This window comes from Streptomyces sp. NPDC016845, assembly GCF_044332585.1.
Classification (GTDB): Bacteria; Actinomycetota; Actinomycetes; order Streptomycetales; family Streptomycetaceae; genus Streptomyces.
Genome location: NZ_JBIRPI010000004.1, coordinates 506112 through 522362 on the forward strand (window position 1 = coordinate 506112; position 16251 = coordinate 522362).

20 protein-coding genes and 1 pseudogene are annotated in these 16251 nt (G+C 71.1%); 7 read left to right on the forward strand and 14 right to left on the reverse strand.

Annotation, left to right across the window (positions count from 1 at the left end; all coding sequences use genetic code 11):
- Nucleotides 1-177 precede the first annotated feature (177 nt).
- Together ACH4RC_RS15500 and ACH4RC_RS15505 are read right to left on the reverse strand one after the other, a co-directional pair.
- Complete coding sequence (locus ACH4RC_RS15500) at nt 178-573, reverse strand: Imm7 family immunity protein (RefSeq protein WP_398200280.1); 396 nt, start codon at nt 571-573, stop codon at nt 178-180.
- A 9-nt stretch (nt 574-582) separates the two neighbouring features.
- The gene (locus ACH4RC_RS15505; protein ID WP_398200282.1) at nt 583-1155 is read right to left on the reverse strand and encodes a TetR/AcrR family transcriptional regulator; all 573 of its coding nucleotides are present in this window, start codon (nt 1153-1155) and stop codon (nt 583-585) included.
- A gap of 156 nt (nt 1156-1311) precedes the next feature.
- Here ACH4RC_RS15505 and ACH4RC_RS15510 point away from each other — a divergent pair, with 156 nt between their 5' ends.
- Nucleotides 1312-2589: an MFS transporter gene (locus tag ACH4RC_RS15510; RefSeq protein ID WP_398200285.1), complete on the forward strand. Its 1278-nt coding sequence runs from the start codon at nt 1312-1314 to the stop codon at nt 2587-2589.
- A gap of 45 nt (nt 2590-2634) precedes the next feature.
- Here the strand turns inward: ACH4RC_RS15510 and ACH4RC_RS15515 are convergent, their stop codons facing one another.
- Nucleotides 2635-2844, reverse strand: a complete 210-nt coding sequence (locus ACH4RC_RS15515; RefSeq protein ID WP_398200288.1) for a 4-oxalocrotonate tautomerase family protein — start codon at nt 2842-2844, stop codon at nt 2635-2637.
- On the opposite strand from ACH4RC_RS15515, the gene ACH4RC_RS15520 reads away from it, so the two are divergent.
- Nucleotides 2843-2977 (forward strand): hypothetical protein, encoded by a 135-nt coding sequence (locus ACH4RC_RS15520; RefSeq protein WP_398200291.1) that lies wholly within the window; start codon nt 2843-2845, stop codon nt 2975-2977. The genes ACH4RC_RS15515 and ACH4RC_RS15520 overlap by 2 nt on opposite strands.
- Nucleotides 2978-2994: 17 nt before the next feature.
- Here ACH4RC_RS15520 and ACH4RC_RS15525 read toward each other — a convergent pair.
- A pseudogene (locus ACH4RC_RS15525) lies at nt 2995-3072 on the reverse strand (3-ketoacyl-ACP reductase); the annotation flags it as partial.
- Between the two features lie 96 nt (nt 3073-3168).
- On the opposite strand from ACH4RC_RS15525, the gene ACH4RC_RS15530 reads away from it, so the two are divergent.
- Nucleotides 3169-4038 (forward strand): helix-turn-helix transcriptional regulator, encoded by an 870-nt coding sequence (locus ACH4RC_RS15530; RefSeq protein ID WP_398200293.1) that lies wholly within the window; start codon nt 3169-3171, stop codon nt 4036-4038.
- 54 nt (nt 4039-4092) lie between these two features.
- Here ACH4RC_RS15530 and ACH4RC_RS15535 read toward each other — a convergent pair whose 3' ends face one another.
- Entirely contained in the window at nt 4093-4269 is a 177-nt protein-coding gene (locus tag ACH4RC_RS15535) for a hypothetical protein (RefSeq protein ID WP_398200296.1), read from the reverse strand.
- A 143-nt stretch (nt 4270-4412) separates the two neighbouring features.
- Nucleotides 4413-4928, reverse strand: a complete 516-nt coding sequence (locus ACH4RC_RS15540; protein ID WP_398200299.1) for a MarR family winged helix-turn-helix transcriptional regulator — start codon at nt 4926-4928, stop codon at nt 4413-4415.
- 224 nt (nt 4929-5152) lie between these two features.
- Here ACH4RC_RS15540 and ACH4RC_RS15545 point away from each other — a divergent pair, with 224 nt between their 5' ends.
- Nucleotides 5153-6655: an MFS transporter gene (locus tag ACH4RC_RS15545; RefSeq protein ID WP_398200302.1), complete on the forward strand. Its 1503-nt coding sequence runs from the start codon at nt 5153-5155 to the stop codon at nt 6653-6655.
- Nucleotides 6656-6781: 126 nt separating this feature from the next.
- On the opposite strand, the gene ACH4RC_RS15550 is transcribed toward ACH4RC_RS15545, so the two are convergent.
- A complete protein-coding gene (locus tag ACH4RC_RS15550) occupies nt 6782-7324 on the reverse strand; it encodes a GNAT family N-acetyltransferase (RefSeq protein ID WP_398200305.1) in 543 nt (180 codons plus the stop codon).
- Nucleotides 7325-7425: 101 nt separating this feature from the next.
- On the opposite strand from ACH4RC_RS15550, the gene rpsR reads away from it, so the two are divergent.
- From rpsR to ACH4RC_RS15565, 3 genes are all read left to right on the forward strand, one after another.
- On the forward strand, nt 7426-7662 hold the full coding sequence (gene rpsR, locus ACH4RC_RS15555; RefSeq protein ID WP_398200308.1) for a 30S ribosomal protein S18: 237 nt from the start codon (nt 7426-7428) through the stop codon (nt 7660-7662).
- A gap of 37 nt (nt 7663-7699) precedes the next feature.
- Nucleotides 7700-7864, forward strand: coding sequence for a 50S ribosomal protein L32 (rpmF, locus tag ACH4RC_RS15560; protein ID WP_398200310.1), 165 nt, complete (start codon nt 7700-7702; stop codon nt 7862-7864).
- Nucleotides 7865-8009: 145 nt separating this feature from the next.
- Nucleotides 8010-8780: a polysaccharide deacetylase family protein gene (locus ACH4RC_RS15565; protein ID WP_398200313.1), complete on the forward strand. Its 771-nt coding sequence runs from the start codon at nt 8010-8012 to the stop codon at nt 8778-8780.
- 24 nt (nt 8781-8804) lie between these two features.
- Here ACH4RC_RS15565 and ACH4RC_RS15570 read toward each other — a convergent pair whose 3' ends face one another.
- The 7 genes from ACH4RC_RS15570 to ACH4RC_RS15600 all read right to left on the reverse strand — a co-directional run bounded on the left by ACH4RC_RS15570 (nt 8805) and on the right by ACH4RC_RS15600 (nt 16055).
- Complete coding sequence (locus ACH4RC_RS15570; RefSeq protein WP_398200316.1) at nt 8805-10118, reverse strand: alpha-glucosidase/alpha-galactosidase; 1314 nt, start codon at nt 10116-10118, stop codon at nt 8805-8807.
- Nucleotides 10115-11065 (reverse strand): carbohydrate kinase family protein, encoded by a 951-nt coding sequence (locus tag ACH4RC_RS15575; protein WP_398200318.1) that lies wholly within the window; start codon nt 11063-11065, stop codon nt 10115-10117. Before ACH4RC_RS15575 ends, ACH4RC_RS15570 begins: the two co-directional genes overlap by 4 nt.
- Before the next feature lie 49 nt (nt 11066-11114).
- Nucleotides 11115-12014, reverse strand: coding sequence for a carbohydrate ABC transporter permease (locus ACH4RC_RS15580; protein ID WP_398200321.1), 900 nt, complete (start codon nt 12012-12014; stop codon nt 11115-11117).
- The gene (locus ACH4RC_RS15585; protein WP_398200324.1) at nt 12011-12967 is read right to left on the reverse strand and encodes a carbohydrate ABC transporter permease; all 957 of its coding nucleotides are present in this window, start codon (nt 12965-12967) and stop codon (nt 12011-12013) included. Before ACH4RC_RS15585 ends, ACH4RC_RS15580 begins: the two co-directional genes overlap by 4 nt.
- Nucleotides 12968-12976: 9 nt before the next feature.
- Nucleotides 12977-14308 (reverse strand): ABC transporter substrate-binding protein, encoded by a 1332-nt coding sequence (locus ACH4RC_RS15590; protein ID WP_398200325.1) that lies wholly within the window; start codon nt 14306-14308, stop codon nt 12977-12979.
- A gap of 116 nt (nt 14309-14424) precedes the next feature.
- Entirely contained in the window at nt 14425-14595 is a 171-nt protein-coding gene (locus tag ACH4RC_RS15595) for a hypothetical protein (protein ID WP_398200328.1), read from the reverse strand.
- A 227-nt stretch (nt 14596-14822) separates the two neighbouring features.
- On the reverse strand, nt 14823-16055 hold the full coding sequence (locus ACH4RC_RS15600; protein ID WP_398200331.1) for a hypothetical protein: 1233 nt from the start codon (nt 16053-16055) through the stop codon (nt 14823-14825).
- Nucleotides 16056-16251 lie beyond the last annotated feature (196 nt).

A 16251-nucleotide genomic window follows, 5' to 3' on the forward strand; every position in this document is an offset into this window, starting at 1 on the left:
ATATCCGGGTGAACATGTTCGATCGGTCTCCCATCGCCCGGTCGGCGCCCGACGAATTCGGCAGCGCCGAGTGAGCCCTCGATCTTTCCGCCCCCAGGACCGGATCCCCAGCACCGCGCGCGAACTCTTCACCGTTCCCACGCACATGGCCGGAACGGGGGCGGGCTGATGGCCGGATCAAGCGGTGAAGGGATCCTCGAGCGTCGGAACGCACGGGGACAGCAGCGTCTCGGTGTGCTGGGTGACCGCACCCCGGACGAGCCTGAGCACACGTATCTCGTTCTCGTGGCCGGGATCCTCGTCGTCGCGGATGTGGAGGAGTCCGTAGGAGCCGGGGGCCACCGTCGCCACGTGCTCGAACAGGCCGACGATGTCCGGCGACGAGCGGTGGTTGGAGTGACCGCCCACGTGGAGGAAGAGCTCGCCGTTCATCCAGCGCAGGTCGAGGAGGTACGGGCTGTCGAGCCGGTCGACGTGGAGTCGGAGGTCGTCGGCGATCCCCCGCGGAGCGGCTTCGTCGTCGTCCGCTGTCGCGCTCTCCCTGACCGTGATCCAGCCGTGGTACTCGAACACACCGGGATTCTACGTATCCGCCCCGTGCGCGCCGCGGGCCGCGACCGCGTGGACGACGGCGGCCACGCCCGCGCGGTCCGTGGGTTCGGTGTCGAAGGAGTTGTGGATGGAGAAGCCTTCCACGAGCGCGTCGAGCGCCCGCGCCGTCAAGGGGTCGAAGTGGCGGGCCAGGGAGTCGCGGCTGGCCCGCATCCAGGAGCGTGTCACCGCGCGCAGCTCGGGGTGGCGGGTGGCGAAGGCGTAGAGCTCGTAGCTGAGCAGCAGGTTGCGGTCGGTCCCCCAGACCTTGCCGCAGATGATCTCCACGACGGCGGCCTCGGCCTCCTCGGGCGTGCGCGCGGCCTTCAGCAGCGCTCCGTAGCGCAGGGAGACGGATTCGGCGAGCCGGGTGAACGCCTCGGTGAGCAGGTGCTGCATGTCGTCGAAGTAGTAGGTGAGCGAGCCGAGCGGGACACCCGCCGCCTCCGCGATCTTGCGGAAGGTCACCTTGATGGCGCCGTGCTCGGCCACGACGTCGAGGGCCGCGTCGAGGATGCGGTCGCGCCGGCGCGGGTCGTTGGGGCCGCGATTGCTGCCGGTCATCTCGTTGCTCCGCCTTCTCTCTCAACCACCGGCAGCGTCTTCTCTCTCCGCCGCCGACTGCATCTTCTCTCCCCGCCGCCGACTGTGTACGTTTGTACATACTCAGGTGCCGACCCTGTCGCCCCGCATTCTTCCGGATCCCAGTGGAGCCTCCCCGTGATCGACCGCGCCCTGCGCAGACGCCGCCAGGCCCTGTTCCTCTTCTTCTTCCTCCCCGGCATCTCGATGTCGTCCTGGGTCACCCGCACCCCGGACGTCCGCGATCAGTTGGGCGTCTCCACCGGCCAGATGGGGCTTGTCCTGTTCGGGCTCTCCGTCGGCTCCATGGCGGGCATCCTCTGCTCAGGCCGTCTCGTGTCGCGGTTCGGCACCCGGCCCGTGATCGCGCTCGGCACCAGCCTGATCATCGTGAGCATGGCCGTCGTCGGCACGGGCAGCGCGGTGTCGTCCGCGCCGACGGTCGCGGCGGGGCTGTGCCTGTTCGGCGCGGGGATGGGGTCGGGCGAGGTGGCGGTCAACGTGGACGGCGCCGACGTCGAGCGCCTCACCGACAGCGCCGTCCTGCCCACTCTGCACGGCTGTTTCAGCCTCGGCACCGTCCTCGGCGGGCTGACCGGCATGGCGGCCACCGCGGCGGACTTCCCCGTCGGCCGGCACCTCGCGGCGGTCGCCGCCGTCTCCGCGGGCATCCTGGTCTACGCCCTGCGCTCGGTTCCCGCGGGCGTGGGCACCAGCGACACGCCGGGCACGACCACTGCCGCCGCGACGGCAGGCACGGCGCAGAACACGCGGCCCGTGTGGAAGGACCGCAGGCTGTTGCTGATCGGCGGCATCGTGCTTGCCATGGCCCTCGCCGAGGGGGCGGCCAACGACTGGCTCCCGCTCCTCATGGTGGACGGCCACGGCGTGGACGCGGCCCTCGGCTCCCTCGTCTACGTCGGGTTCGCCGCCGCGATGACCCTGGGCCGCTTCAGCGGCACGTTCTTCCTCAACCGGTTCGGGCGGGTCGCCGTCGTGCGCGCCAGCGCCGTCTCCGGATCGATCGGGCTCGTCCTGGTCATCTTCTCCGACAGCGCCGTCGTCGCGGCCGCCGCCGTCGTGTTCTGGGGGCTCGGAGCGGCGCTCGGCTTCCCCGTCGCCCTGTCGGCGGCGGGCGACTCGGGCCCCGACCAGACGGCCCGCGTCAGCCTGGTCGCCACCATCGGCTACGTGGCCTTCCTGGTGGGCCCGCCGGCCCTCGGCTTCCTCGGCGACCACTACGGGCTGCGCTCCGCGATGCTGGTCGTGCTGGTCTTCGTCCTCGCGGCCATCGCCCTCGCCTCGGCCGCCGACACCCGTTCCTCCTCGGTGACCCGGAACGCCGGGCCGGGCGGCGCCGCGCCCGACGCCTCGCAGGTGACGGAGGAGGATGCCGAGAGGCCGGCGACCAAGTGAGAGCCGGTCCTTCGCCCGCCGCGCCCGGCTGCTGCGAAAGGTGCGTCACGCCTCGCCGTTGAGCATGGCCGCGGTCAGGACGTTGCCCGCGACACCCCAGCCGCCGTCCGGGACCTCGTCGACCAGGACGACGGTGGTCGGGCGGGCGCGCTCACCGTAGATCTCGGCGTACAGGTCGGTGGTGCGCTCGACGATCTTCTTCTTGTCGTCGGCGGTGAGGGTGCCGGCGGGAACCTTGAACTGGGCGAAGGGCATGGGTGTTCTCCTCGATTGCGTACAGGTGGGTGTGTACGGGATCGGCATGTACGGGATCGGCAAGTACGGGTTCGGTGTGTACGGGTTCGGTGTGTACGGGTTCGGTGTGTACGGGATCGGTGTGTGCAGGTGAGTGGCGGGCCCGGGTCCTCAGACCATGCCGCCGTTGGCCCGCAGGACCTGGCCGTTGGCCCAGTGGCCCACCGGACTGGCGAGGAAGGCGACGAGGCCGTCGTTCGTGGTCATGTCCTCCACGATGCGCGGCCTCGGCAGACGGAACCAGGGGATGACATCCCCTGGGTCGGCGCCCCGGCCCGACGCAGAATGGCGGGCATGGGTTCTGTGAGACACACCGAGCTGGGAGCGTTCCTGCGCTCACGGCGTGAACGCATCCGCCCGGCCGACGTGGGCCTGCCCCACGGACCGCGCCGCCGGGTGCCGGGGCTGCGCCGCGACGAGGTCGCCCAGCTCGCCGGCGCCTCGGTGGACTACTACAACGAACTCGAACGCGGCGCCGGGTCCCAGCCCTCCGAGCAGATGCTCGCCGCGCTCGCCAGGGCGCTGCGCCTGACGGCCGACGAGCGCGACTACCTCTTCCATCTGGCCGACCGCCCGGTGCCCACGCACGGCGGAGCGGCCTCGCACGTCCATCCCGGCATGCTCGATCTGCTGACCCGGCTGACCTCGACCCCGGCCCAGGTGATCACGGACCTGCACGTCACCCTCGTACAGAATCCGCCGGCCGTGGCGTTGCTCGGGGACCACTCCGGCTTCCGGGGGGACCGGGCCAGCTTCGTGCACCGGTGGTTCACCGAGCCGGAGGCGCGGCGGCTGTACCCCGAGGCCGATCACGAGCGGCAGTCCCGGGCGTTCGTCGCCGATCTGCGGGCCGCCGCCGCCCGGCGGGACGCGAAGGACACCGAGGCCCGTTCGATGATCGCGGCGCTGCGCGAGGCGTCCGCCGAGTTCGCCGGGTTGTGGGCCGCTCACGATGTGGCCGTCCGGCGCGACGACCGCAAACGCCTCAACCACCCGAGCCTCGGACTGCTCGAGGTCAACTGCCTCAATCTGTTCAGCGAGGACGGCCGGCAGCGGCTGCTCTGGTTCACCCCCGCTGTCGGCACGGACAGCGGGGACCTGCTCGATCTGCTCGCCGTCCTCGGTACGCAGCAGGTCTCCGGCCCGCCGCACTGAGGGGCGGCACGGTACAAGCGGGCCCGCGATGTGGGGGCGCGGGCCCGCGATGCCTCAGCGCGCCTGCCGCAGCATCTCGGACAGCGCGCGACGGGTGCCGCAGCCGCGCCAGTTGGCATCGCAGCGGCGGCAGTGCGTCGCATGGTCCAGAAGCGCGCGATACGCCACATCGACATGCGTGTCGGGCCGTGCCGCGCCCCTGCCCGGCCCGGGCTCCGTGCTCTCGGCCATATCGACTCCATCCGGTCGGCCGTACCCGGGTCCCTATGTGCGGTGACCGGGGTTCGTCTGTCCTTCCGGGCAAGTGGCGGTGGCAGATGCGGAAAGGCGACACGTGCAGACCGCAAGCGTCGTGGTGAGCGCCTGTTCGAAGGTCAGTTCTTCGCCGCGTGACAGGCGGACCCGTCCTGACCCGGCACGACGGCCCGCGTGGGCGCCAGGCCGGCGCCGTGGGCGTCGTACAGGGTGCGCAGCGCTGCCGCGAGCTGCCGCGCCGTGCCGTCGTCGAGGGGTGCGAGGAACGCCGCTTCGGCCTCCGTGCGGGCGTGGTCCGCGCCTCGGAGGCAGCCGGCGCCGGTCTCGGTGAGAGTCACGACGTTGCGCCGGCGGTCCCGGGCGCTGCGGTGGCGCTCCACGAGGCCCTTGCTCTCCAGCGCGTCGATGACGGCGACCATCGTGGTGCGGTCCATGCCGATGGCCGACGCCAGCTCGTTCTGCGAGCGCTCCGCCCCGTCCGCCGCGATCACGGAGAGCACGCCGAGCTCTTTCGGGTGCACGTCGTACGGGGCCAGCGCCTCGCCCAGCAGATCGGCCAGGCGCAGATACGCGTGCTTCATGAGGTAGCCGAGCCGTTCGGTGAGCAGGTCGGCCAGTCCGGCGTCGTCCGTCATGCCTGATAGCGTATCCTGTATCTGATAATCAGCACTACTGACGATTCCCCACACGAACGAAACGCGCAGGAAGCGCGCACGAAGCGCGAGCACATGTGGGACCCGTCCGCCCCTGGGTACCCGGACATTTCGCCCGGACATCGACGTCCCGGCGCCCCCGCATCAAGCGGCGCATCGCACCACATCGCACACCCCACTCTCAGCAAGGAAGCGACGTCCTCGACATGAGCGACTCCATATCCACCGGCGCCACGCGGACGGCGCCGGGCTCGCACTCCCCCGACGCGGCGGATCGACCGGACCCCCGGCGCTGGTGGGGCCTGGTCGTCATCGCCCTGGCCCAGCTCATGGTCGTGCTCGACGCGACCATCGTGAACATCGCGCTGCCGTCCGCCCAGACCGACCTGGGCATGTCGGACTCCAACCGCCAGTGGGTCATCACCGCCTACACCCTGGCCTTCGGCGGCCTGCTGCTGCTCGGCGGCCGCGTCGCCGACCTCGTCGGCCGCAAGCGCACCTTCATCATCGGCCTGGTCGGCTTCGCCCTCGCCTCCGCGGTCGGCGGCGCGGCCACCGGCTCCGGCATGCTGTTCGCCGCCCGCGCGGCGCAGGGCGTCTTCGGCGCGGTCCTCGCGCCGTCGGCGCTGTCCCTGATGACGACGACCTTCACCGACCCGCGCGAGCGCGGCAAGGCGTTCGGCATCTACGGCGCGCTCGCCGGCGCGGGCGGCGCCGTCGGTCTGCTGCTCGGCGGCGTGCTCACCTCGTACCTGAACTGGCGCTGGTGCCTGTACGTCAACATCCCGATCGCGATCGTCGCCGTCATCGGCGCGAAGATCCTGCTGCACGACCGGCCCGGCCACAAGGAGGCCAGGCTCGACGTGCCCGGCGTCATCCTGGGCTGCGGCGGCCTCGTCGCCATCGTCTACGGCTTCTCCGAGGCCGAGCCGCGCGGCTGGGGCGACGCGATGGTCGTCTCCCTGCTCATCGGCGGCGTCGTCGCGCTCGTCGCGTTCGTCGTGTGGCAGTCCCGCGCGAAGTCGCCGCTGCTGCCGCTGCGCATCCTGCGCGACCGCAACCGCGCGGGCTGCTTCCTGACGATGGGCCTCGCCACGATCGGCATGTTCGGCCTGTTCCTGTTCATGACCTACTACCTCCAGGGCATCCTGCACTACTCCCCGGTCAAGACGGGCCTCGCGTTCCTGCCGATGTCCGTCGCGATCATCATCGGCTCGACGCAGATCTCCGCCCGGCTGCTGCCGCGCGTCCAGGCCCGCGCCCTGATGGTGCCCGGCATGCTGCTCGCCGCGGGCGGTCTGGCGATCCTGACCCAGCTCGACGTCGACTCGGCGTACGCGACGCACGTCCTGCCCGCCGAGCTGATCATGGGCCTCGGCATGGGTCTGACGTTCATGCCGGTCTTCTCCACCGCCACGCACGGCGTGCGGCCGCAGGACGCCGGTGTCACCTCGGCCATGGTGAACACCTCGCAGCAGGTCGGCGGCTCACTGGGCACGGCCCTCCTCAACACCATCGCCACCTCGGCGACGTCGACGTACATCGCGAGCCACCTCACCGACCCGTCGAAGAAGGCGCAGGTCGTCGCCTCCGGCGTGGTCCACGGCTACACCCACGCGATCGGCTACGCGGTCATCGCCATGCTCCTCGCGGGCTGCGCGGCGGCCCTCCTCGTCAACGCGAAGCCGGTACGTCACGGCGCGCACTGACACCCGAAGTACCCACGCCGCGCACTGGCGCCCGAAGTACGCCACGGCGCGCACTGGCGCCCGAACCGACCGGCCGAAGGGCCCGCGGGACCGAGAGGTTCCGCGGGCCCTTTCCGCGTACCGGGGTCACGGCCGCCCGGGCGCCGGCGTCAGCTCGTAGCGGCTGACCCAGGTGACCGGGCCGTCGTCCTGCCGCTGGCCCGGAGCACCGCCCACCGGCCTGTCGCCGCGGTGCGCGAACCCGTACGCCTCGTAATAGGACCGGAGTCGTTCGTTCTCGCGCACGCAGTCGAGCCGCAGAGCGTCGGCCCCGTGCTGCCACGCGGTGTCGCGCGCCCAGGAGAGGGCGACAACGCCGACTCCGGCCGCCCGGCGGCGCACCGCCAGGCGGTGCACATAGCCCGCCTTCCCGGCGAGGTCGTCCCACAGCGGGTCCGCCCAGTCCAGGGTGACGGTGCCGACCGCCTCGCCGGCGAGATCGACCAGCCACGTCTCACCGCGCGTTATGGCGCCCGTGACCCAACCGGGATCGAAGCGCGGAGGCCATTGGGACACCCCGCGCGCAGTCAGCCACTCCGCGGCCTCGTCCAGCACGCTCAGCACCTCCGCGGTGTCCACGCCCGTGGCGCGTCTGAACGTGATTTCGCCGCCGTTTCCCACAACCGTCATGGCGGCCATGATCGCAGCGCCCCCGCCCCGCTTTTCGATAATGGGAATCATTGTCGTAAGCTGCGTGCACGACCGCGCACCGCTCGATGACAAGGAGCTCCATGCCCCGCCCCGCCAAGTCCGCGCTCGCACGCAAGAACCGGCCGAACCCGCTCGACGCGGCCGGGATCACGCACATCGACTACAAGGACACCGACCTGCTGCGGAAGTTCGTCTCCGACCGCGGCAAGATCCGCAGCAGGCGCGTGACGCGGGTCAGCCGGCAGCAGCAGCGGCAGCTCGCCGCGGCCGTCAAGAACGCGCGCGAGATGGCGCTGCTCCCCTACCCCGGCCGCTGAGCCCCCTCTCCCCTTACCCACCTACGGAAGGACCGTCATGGCCGTCCCGAAGCGCAAGATGTCCCGGAGCAACACCCGTCACCGCCGGGCCCAGTGGCGGGCGGACACCCCGTCGCTCGTCCCCGTCACCCTCGACGGACACACGTATCTCGTGCCTCAGCACCTGAGGAAGGCGTACGAGCGCGGACTCCTCCGTCCTTAGGACGTTCGTAGGCGTTGTCCGCGGACCTTCCCGGAATTGTCCGAGATCCGTAACAGAGGCATCCCCCGACCTGCGCGTCTCGTCCTCCCAAGTGGTCACAGAGTGACCGGAGATCGGCGAGAGACAGCGTGACAAAGGGGCGGGCATGGCGCAGCACGGCGGCGGGCGGGGCTGGAACAGCAAGATGGTCGGCGCGGCACTCGGGGTGACGTTGCTCGCGACCGGTGCCTCGGTGTGGACCGCGCAGGCCGGTTCCGCCGACGGTCCGCCGCCGCAGGCGAGCGCCCCCGCCGCGCGCGACGCCGTCAAGCCGGTCGCGGTGACCATCGCGCATGCCTCGGACAAGGGTGCTCGCGGCATCAACCTCACCATCGACGACGGCCCCGACCCGACGTGGACGCCGCAAGTACTCGACATCTTGCGGGAGTTCAAGGTGAAGGCCACGTTCTGCATGGTGGGGACGCAGGCGCAGGCCCACCCGGACCTGGTGAAGAAGGTCGTCGCCGAGGGGCACCGGCTGTGCGACCACACGGTGGCGCACAACACCGCCATGGACAAGGCGCCCGAGTCGTACCAGTCGCAGCAGATACTCGACGCCGAACGCATGATCACGAAGGCGTCCGGCGGCGTACGGCCGATGTACTACCGGGCGCCGGGCGGCGCCTTCACCCCGTACAGCCGCAAGCTGGCCGCTTCGCACGGGATGCGTCCGCTGGGCTGGAACGTGGACACCAAGGATTTCGAGCTCCCGGGTACGGAGGCCATCGTCGCCACCGTCAAGGAGGAGCTGTCCAACGGCCCGACGCTCCTCTTCCACGACGCGGGCGGCGACCGCACCCAGACCGTGGAGGCCCTGCGCCGCCTCCTGCCGGAGCTCAGGGAGCAGGGCTACACGTTCGGGTTCCCGGTCCGCTGACGCGGTCGGCCCGCCCGGGACCGGTCAGTGCCCCAACTGCGCCCGCAGCCCCGGCTGCAGCCGCTCCCCGTGCGCCTCGACCATGTCGTCGCAGAGCTGCCAGATGCGCTCGACGGGGAGGGCCGCCGCCGTGGCCGGGTCGATCATGGCGGCCTGGCGGATGTGGCGCGGGTCGTCCTCCAGGGCGGCGCGGACGACGAGGTCGTTGGCGCTCAGGTAGGTGCGGTTGAGCGCGGCCAGCTGGGGCGGGAGCGCGCCCACGTGGGTGGGCTGGAGGCCCGTCGCGTCCACCAGGCAGGGGACCTCGACGGCCCCGTGTGCGGGGAGGTTGTCGATGAGGCCGTGGTTGGGCACGTTGCCGTAGACGGTGCGGGGGGTGCCGGTCACGATGGAGTGGATGATCTGCGGGGCGTACTCCATGGTGCCCTCGACCGTCAGGGGCTTGCCCGCGCCCAGCGCCTCGCGCGTGCGCTCGTACTCGGCGACGTTGTCGTCGACGATGCCGAGATAGGCGCCGATCGGCAGACGCAGGCGCTCGACCTCGCTGTCGTGGTGCAGGTACCAGGGCACGTATTCGCTGGAGTGCTCGCTCGTCTCGGTCGGGTAGTAGCCGAGGCGTCGGTACATGTCGACACGTACCCGGCGCCGCAACTGCTCGTCGGAGGCGATGAGCTCGTCGAGCTTCTCGTAGAGGTTCCGGCCCTCGTGCTCGAAGCGGAGCACCCATGCCTGGTGGTTGACGCCGGCGGCGCGGTACGTGATCTCCTCGTACGGGACCTTCACGAGCCGGGCCAGGTCCTGCATCGTCCAGTACACCGAGTGGCACAGGCCGACGACCTTGGTCAGCCCCGTCGCCGCGGTGAGGTACTGGACGTTCATCGCCATCGGGTTGGTGTAGTTGAGCAGCCACGCGTCCGGGCACACCTCGGCGATGTCCGCGCCGAGCTCCTTGAGGAACGGGAACGTGCGCAGGGCGCGGAAGATGCCGCCGACGCCGAGCGTGTCGCCGATCGTCTGGCGCAGCCCGTGGCGGGCCGGGATCTCGAAGTCGGTGCGGGTGGCCTCGCCCATGCCGATCTGCACGATGTTGATGACGAAGTCGGCGCCGGTCAGGGCCTCTCGGCGGTCCGCGTGCGCGGTGATCGTGGCGTGTGCCGCGCCCCGCTCCTTGGCGATGTACTCGGCGGCCACCCGGGCGGTGGTCAGGCGCTCGGGGTCGATGTCGTGCAGGGCGATGTGGGCGCCGGTGAGTTCGGGGAGGGCGAACAGGTCGGCGAGCAGGCCCTGGGTGAAGACGACGCTGCCGGCGCCGACGAAGGCGATCTTGGGGTGGTTCATGAGGTGGGTGCTCCGGTGCGGGTGAGGTGGGAGAGGGCTTCGTCGCGGGTGGGCTGGGCCGGGGTGCCGCCGTGGGCACGGGTCGACAGCGCTCCGCAGGCGGCGGCGAACCGCAGGGCTTCGAGCAGGGGCAGGCCGTCCAGGGTGGCGGCGACGAACCCGGCGTCGAAGCTGTCGCCCGCGCCGACGGTGTCCTTGGGTCGTACGGGCAGGGCGGGGACGGACAGCAGCTGCCGCCCGTCGTGGCACAGGGCGCCGTCCGCGCCGTTCTTGACGACCGTCAACGGGCCGCGTGCGGCGAGCAGTCCGGCCGCTTCCTCGGGCGTACGGGCCTGAGGTCCGGCCAGTCGGCGGGCCTCCGCGGCGTTCGGCAGCAGGATGTCGGTCCCGGCGAGGACCGCGTCGAGGCCGGTCCAGGTGCCCGAGGGGTCGTCCTGGGTGTCCAGGGACGTGGTCGCGCCGTGCGAGCGGGCGGTGCGGAAGAGGTCCGGCAGGTCGGCGGCGAGCCGTGGCTGCAGGAAGTAGGAGGCGCTGTGCACGTGCCGGGCGGCGGCGATCAGCCCGGCGGGGACGTCCGCGCCGCTGGTCGTGGTGAGGGTGCCGGGCGAGGTGAGGACGGCGCGGTCCTCGTACTGGGTGAGGACGACCGTCATCGGGGTCGGCAGGGCCGGGTCCAGGTGCAGGGCGCCCGTGTCGACGCCGTGTCCGGCGAGGGTGTCACGGACGTAGTGTCCGGCGTCGTCGTCGCCGACGCGGCCCGCGAACGCGACCTTCAGGCCGAGCCGCGCGGCGCCGCAGGCCATGATCGCGGCGGAGCCGCCGAGGGTCAGGGAGCCGGTGTCCACGAGTTGTTCGCGCTGGTCGAAGGCGAGCGGTTCGGTCAGGGGGCCGACGATCACGTCGGGGTTGGCGTCGCCGATGACGAGCAGGTCGTATCGGTGCGGCATCACATGTCCTTGCGTTGCGTCGGTACGGAGGAAGGGGGAAAGGGGTCGCTCAGCCCTTGAGGCCGCTCGACGTCAGGGAGCGGATGAACGTCTTCTGCGCGAAGAGGAACGCGAGCAGCACCGGCAGGACGGTGATCACGTTCCCCGCCATCACCGCGGACCAGCGGGTGTGGTGCGTTCCCTGGAACGTGGTGAGGCCCAGCTGGAGCGTGTACTGGGTGTCGTGGTTGATGGCGATGAGCGGCCAGGACAGGTCGTTCCACGTCGTCAGGAAGGTCAGGACGGCGACGGTGGCGAGCGCGGGGCGGGCCAGCGGCAGCACGATCGACCACAGGACCCGCAGGCGTGCGCAGCCGTCGATCCAGGCGGCCTCCTCCAGCTCGCGCGGCAGGGAGAGGAAGAACTGGCGCAGCAGGAACACCGCGAACGGCGTGACGAGCGAAGGCACGATGAGGGCGCCGAGCGTGTCGATGAGTCCGAGCTTCTTCATGACCAGGAAGGTCGGGACCATCGTGAGCTGGAACGGCACGGCCATGGTCGCCAGCATGAGCATCATCAGCAGCCGCGACCCCGCGAACCGCATCCGGGCGAAGGCGTAGCCGCCGAGGGCTCCGAAGACGAGGTTCGAGGCGACCGCGACGGCGGAGACGATCACCGAGTTGAGCAGCCAGCGCGGGAACATGCCGTTGCTGAGGACGTAGCGGTAGCCGCTGAGGTCGATGCCGTCGGGCAGCAGCGCGGTCGGGAAGCGGTTGAACTGGGCGTCGCTCATCACGGAGCTGAGGAGCAGCCACAGCAGCGGCAGCGCGAAGAGCACGGCGAGCGGCGCGAGCAGCAGGTGCCAGGGGCTGAACGGCAGGCCGCGGCGCGGACGGGCGCTCTCGGCGTCGACGGGGCCGGTGACCGGCCGCCGGTCGGTGTGGCGGGGCAGGTGGGTCGTCGTGGTCATGAGGCGGCTGCTTCCTTACGGGTGTGGCGCTCGCGGCCGGCGCGGACGAGGCGCAGCACCACGGCCGGCACGAGCAGCGCCAGGGCGAGGACGTACGCCGCGGCGGCCCCGTATCCGGCGGTGAAGTTCTTGAACGCCTGCTCCCAGATGAAGTAGACGATGACCGTGGTGGAGCCGAGCGGGCCGCCCTTGGTGGTGACGTAGACGAGGTCGAAGACCTGGAGGGCCTGGATGGTCTGCCACAGCAGCAGGAAGACGGTGACGGGCGTGACGACCGGCAGGGTGACGTGGCGCAGCACGTGCCGGTGCTCGGCGCCGTCGAGCCTGGCCGCCTCGATGAGTTCTTTCGGTACGTCCTGGAGTGCGGCGAGGTAGATGACGGTGCAGAGTCCGGTGCCGCTCCACAGGCTGATGATGATCAGTACGTACAGCGCTTGCGAGGGGTCGGTGAGGAAGCCCTGCGGGGAGATGCCGAGGTGGTGGAGGACGGAGTTGGCGACGCCGAACTCGGGGTCGAGGACGAAGGAGAACAGCACGCCCTGGGCGGTCGCCGAGACGACGAACGGCACGAAGAAGAGGGTGCGGTAGAGGCCCACGAAGCGGATCTCGCGGTTGAGGGCGAGGGCGAGCGCGAGGCCCGCGACGATGCTCAGCGGCACGTACAGGAGTGTGTAGAGCAGGGTGTTGCGCACGGCCTCGTGGAAGTGCGGGTCCTGCACGAGCGCGTCGTAGTTGTCCAGGCCGACCCAGCGGCTGGGGGTGACGAGGTCGTCGGCGCGGAAGGAGAGCAGCAGCGACCACAGGACGGGGACGACGCTGAGGCCGATGATGACCAGGACGGACGGGGAGACGAACGCCCAGGCCGTGGCGGACTCGCGGCGGCGCCGCCTGCGCAGGGCGCGCGGTTGTGACCGGACGGGTGACAGGGTCACAGGGGTGGGAAGTCGGGGCATGTCAGGTCCTCAACGCGGGATGAGCAGGGTGGCGTTGGCGTCGGCGGCGCAGGCGCGGATGGCCGCCTGCGGGCTGGAGCGGCCCAGGAGCACGGAGACGGTGGCCTCGCCGAGGGCCTGGGAGATGCTGGGGTAGGCGGGGTGCACGGGGCGGACGCGGGCCGAGGCCAGCGCGTCGGTCCACACCTCCAGGCCGGGTGTCTGTTGTGTGTGCTCGCGCCAGACGCGGGTGTCCTCGCTCCCCCGGCTCAGCGGCAGACTGCCCGCCTGCGCGTCCCAGCGGCTGTCCTGGGCGGGGTCGATGAGCCAGCTGACGAAGGTGCGGGCGGCGCGGGTGCGGTCCTCGCCGTTGTCGAAGATCGTCCAGGTGTCGGGGCCGGAGATCGTCACGGCCTTGCCGTCGAAGGTCGGCAGGGGCACCACGTGGTAGTCGATCTTCGCCTGCTGGATGTCGGGCAGCTGCCAGGGCCCTGTCGGCACCATGGCCATCCGCCCGGCGAGGAACACCTTGTACATCTGCTCGCTGCCGGGCTTGGGGTCGATGTAGACGCTCTTGTCGCGCACCAGCTTCTGCACGACCTCGAGGGCGCGGGCGCCTTCTTCCGCGAAGCCGATGTGTTTGCCGTCCTCGGCGATGACGTCACCGCCGAGCCCCCAGATCATGGGCCATAGGCGCCACACGGTGTCCTCGTCGCCGGTGCCGGGCCAGCCGGTGCCGAACCGGCCCTGGCCCGCGTCGGTCAGACGGCGGCACAGGTCGGTGAAGTCGTCCCAGGTCCAGCCCGCTTCGGGCAGCTCGATCCCGGCGTCGGCGAACATCTTCTTGTTGCACACCATGGCGAGGCAGTCGACGACCGCGGGCAGTGCGCGGATGCTGTCGTTGATGTCGACCGCCTGCCGGGCGGAGGGCCAGTAACTGTTCCAGGGGGTTTTCCGGTCCTGTACGTATGACGTCAGGTCGACGGCTTGCGGGCTGCGGGCGACGCTGGCCAGGTCCGAGCCGAAGATGAACGCCACGTCCGGGTAGGCGCCCGAGGCGAGCGCGGCGGTGACCTTCTGCAGCATGGCGTCGGCCAGGACTCCGCCGCCCAGGTCGACACGTATCTTCGGGTGTGCGCGGTGGAACTCGGCGACGAGGTTCTTGATCACCTTCAGGGCGGTGTCCGTCTGCCCGTGCCACACCTGGATGGTGACCGTGCCGTCGGCCGCCACCCCGTCGGCCGCGCCCGCGCCGCAGCCGGTGGCGGTCGCTCCCGCGGCCGCCGCGAGCGCCACGGCGGACCCGGTGCGCAGGACGGTACGGCGCGTCGGAGCCCCGGGCGCACCGGGTGTTGCAGTCATCACTACCTCCCTGAAGGAACGGCTGAGCGGACAGCCGGGAAAAGCCTCGAAGGGCGGAACGCGGGGCGGGCGCCCCGTACGGGTCGGGGGCCGGAGCGCCCGCCTCCGCGCCCGGGTCAGCAGGTCTCGCGCAGGTGTCCGCCGCTGCCCGTGGGCGAGGCGGGTGGGAGGGTGACCGCGGTCGCGGCGGCGGAGGCCGCGGAGGGGGCGGCCAGGGCGGCCGCCGCGACGGCTGTGGCGGCGGCGGTCACGGTCATACATCTGCGCACTACGCGGGTGAGGCTCATCGCAGAGCTCCAGAGGTGGAGGGCACGTCCCCGCCTCGGGTGCGCGAGAACCCTGGCGACTCAGTCCGGGCTCATGGCGGCGGCCACATACCGGCTAGGCGTACCTCTGCGCCGAGTGCTCGGCCTCGGCATGCCAGGGAGTAAATCGAGCCTCAAGAGCCGTGTCAATAGCTCGAACATGCTCGGAGTACGAGCGTTTCGAGCAGAAACGCGCACGACGGTCGCTCTCAGGGGGTGAGAACGGGGTCCGTTCCGGTCGCCACGCATTCCTCCTCGCCGTCGTCCACGATCCGTGTCAGCAGCCCGTAGTACAGACCGGGACGGTTCTCGAAGTCCGCACGGACGGACAGGCCCGACTGCTGACGTGCGTCAGGGGCGCGCAGCAGATCCACCGACGTCTGGGCGAAGCGAGCGGAGAGGCCGTCGCGTTCGGCGGCGGCGACCAGGCGGCGCAGTTCGGCGACGGCCGCGCGAGCGTCCTCGCGCCGTGTCCGGCCGGCGCGCAGCATGCCGCGGTACGTCGATGCGGGCTCGGCCGCGCCGAGGGCCCGTTCGAGTTCGGCGGCGAGCGACCGCCCCGCGCGGGCCGTCCGGTGGGCTTCGTCGCCCGCGTCGAGGAGGGTCTGGAGCGCGGCGAGCAGGGCCACGTTCTGCCGCGCGCCGGAAGCGCCTGCGATGCGCATCGGCAGGGCGGCCTCGACGGCATCGGCGCGGCGACGGGCAGCGGTATGCAGGTGTTCGGCGGCACACGTGCTCACACCCATGTGTCGAAGTCCGGACACTCCGGCGTCGAACACATCGCGCGCGGTGCGCACCCCGGCCGCCTCCAGGGCCCGTAGCGCCTCCCGGTCGGCCGTCGCGTCCTCGGACAGTTCGGCGACGGGGACACGGCTCAGCTCCGCGCCGGTCCGCTCGTGGCGCAGCGCGTCCCATCCCGCGCGCACGGCCTCGCACGCCTGCGCGTGGTCGTGGGCCACCTGGTCGGCGACCGTATACAGCCTCTGTGCGCGGGCGACGGTCCGCGGACGTACGCCGCTCAGTCGCGCCGCGGCGCGCATGTTCCCTCCGACGAGGCCGACGGCCGTCAGCGCGACCCCGAACAGCAGGAGCAGGTCGGAAGTGGCGTACGGGTCCGCGTCGGCGGGCTCCAAGTGCCCCTTGCGGGGTCCCTCGGTGAACATGAACCCGGTGTCGTAACCGTCCGCCTGGCCGAGGATGAACACCGTCCGCTTGAACGACGGATCCCGGTCCGGATCGCACTGGTAGGCACCCTCCATCCGGCGGCCTCCGTCGTGGTACGGGTCCGTCCAGCGCACCGTGCACCGGCCGTCGTCCTTCTCGCTGATGACGGCCAGGTCGACCACCTTCACGTCGGGATACGACCAGTAGAGATACGCCGCCCACCCGAACAGCAGCACACCGAGCGTCAGAGCCCAGCGGAAGAACGGCTTGTGCCGCATCGTCACTCCCCCCATCACTTCGGCCGATGCCCGGCCGACCCCGGGTCCATGATCTACCTGCTCCATACACCCACTCAAGCCCTTGACGGCGAACGGAGACCACCTCTGGCCTCCAATTCCTGACGACACGGTTCGCGGGGCCGCGAGCGATCCGTTCAGGTTCTGAAAATAAGTCGTTCCCGGGGTATTGCCGAAC

Bases quoted from the DNA above. Each gene is read 5' to 3' on its own strand.
- ACH4RC_RS15505 (WP_398200282.1), bottom strand. From the start codon at position 1,155: ATGACCGGCAGCAATCGCGGCCCCAACGACCCGCGCCGGCGCGACCGC.
- ACH4RC_RS15520 (WP_398200291.1), top strand. From the start codon at position 2,843: ATGGGTGTTCTCCTCGATTGCGTACAGGTGGGTGTGTACGGGATCGGC.
- ACH4RC_RS15515 (WP_398200288.1), bottom strand. From the start codon at position 2,844: ATGCCCTTCGCCCAGTTCAAGGTTCCCGCCGGCACCCTCACCGCCGAC.
- ACH4RC_RS15530 (WP_398200293.1), top strand. From the start codon at position 3,169: ATGGCGGGCATGGGTTCTGTGAGACACACCGAGCTGGGAGCGTTCCTG.
- ACH4RC_RS15535 (WP_398200296.1), bottom strand. From the start codon at position 4,269: ATGGCCGAGAGCACGGAGCCCGGGCCGGGCAGGGGCGCGGCACGGCCC.
- ACH4RC_RS15540 (WP_398200299.1), bottom strand. From the start codon at position 4,928: ATGACGGACGACGCCGGACTGGCCGACCTGCTCACCGAACGGCTCGGC.
- ACH4RC_RS15545 (WP_398200302.1), top strand. From the start codon at position 5,153: ATGAGCGACTCCATATCCACCGGCGCCACGCGGACGGCGCCGGGCTCG.
- ACH4RC_RS15550 (WP_398200305.1), bottom strand. From the start codon at position 7,324: ATGACGGTTGTGGGAAACGGCGGCGAAATCACGTTCAGACGCGCCACG.
- rpsR (WP_398200308.1), top strand. From the start codon at position 7,426: ATGCCCCGCCCCGCCAAGTCCGCGCTCGCACGCAAGAACCGGCCGAAC.
- rpmF (WP_398200310.1), top strand. From the start codon at position 7,700: ATGGCCGTCCCGAAGCGCAAGATGTCCCGGAGCAACACCCGTCACCGC.
- ACH4RC_RS15565 (WP_398200313.1), top strand. From the start codon at position 8,010: ATGGCGCAGCACGGCGGCGGGCGGGGCTGGAACAGCAAGATGGTCGGC.
- ACH4RC_RS15570 (WP_398200316.1), bottom strand. From the start codon at position 10,118: ATGAACCACCCCAAGATCGCCTTCGTCGGCGCCGGCAGCGTCGTCTTC.
- ACH4RC_RS15575 (WP_398200318.1), bottom strand. From the start codon at position 11,065: ATGCCGCACCGATACGACCTGCTCGTCATCGGCGACGCCAACCCCGAC.
- ACH4RC_RS15580 (WP_398200321.1), bottom strand. From the start codon at position 12,014: ATGACCACGACGACCCACCTGCCCCGCCACACCGACCGGCGGCCGGTC.
- ACH4RC_RS15585 (WP_398200324.1), bottom strand. From the start codon at position 12,967: ATGCCCCGACTTCCCACCCCTGTGACCCTGTCACCCGTCCGGTCACAA.
- ACH4RC_RS15590 (WP_398200325.1), bottom strand. From the start codon at position 14,308: ATGACTGCAACACCCGGTGCGCCCGGGGCTCCGACGCGCCGTACCGTC.
- ACH4RC_RS15595 (WP_398200328.1), bottom strand. From the start codon at position 14,595: ATGAGCCTCACCCGCGTAGTGCGCAGATGTATGACCGTGACCGCCGCC.
- ACH4RC_RS15600 (WP_398200331.1), bottom strand. From the start codon at position 16,055: ATGCGGCACAAGCCGTTCTTCCGCTGGGCTCTGACGCTCGGTGTGCTG.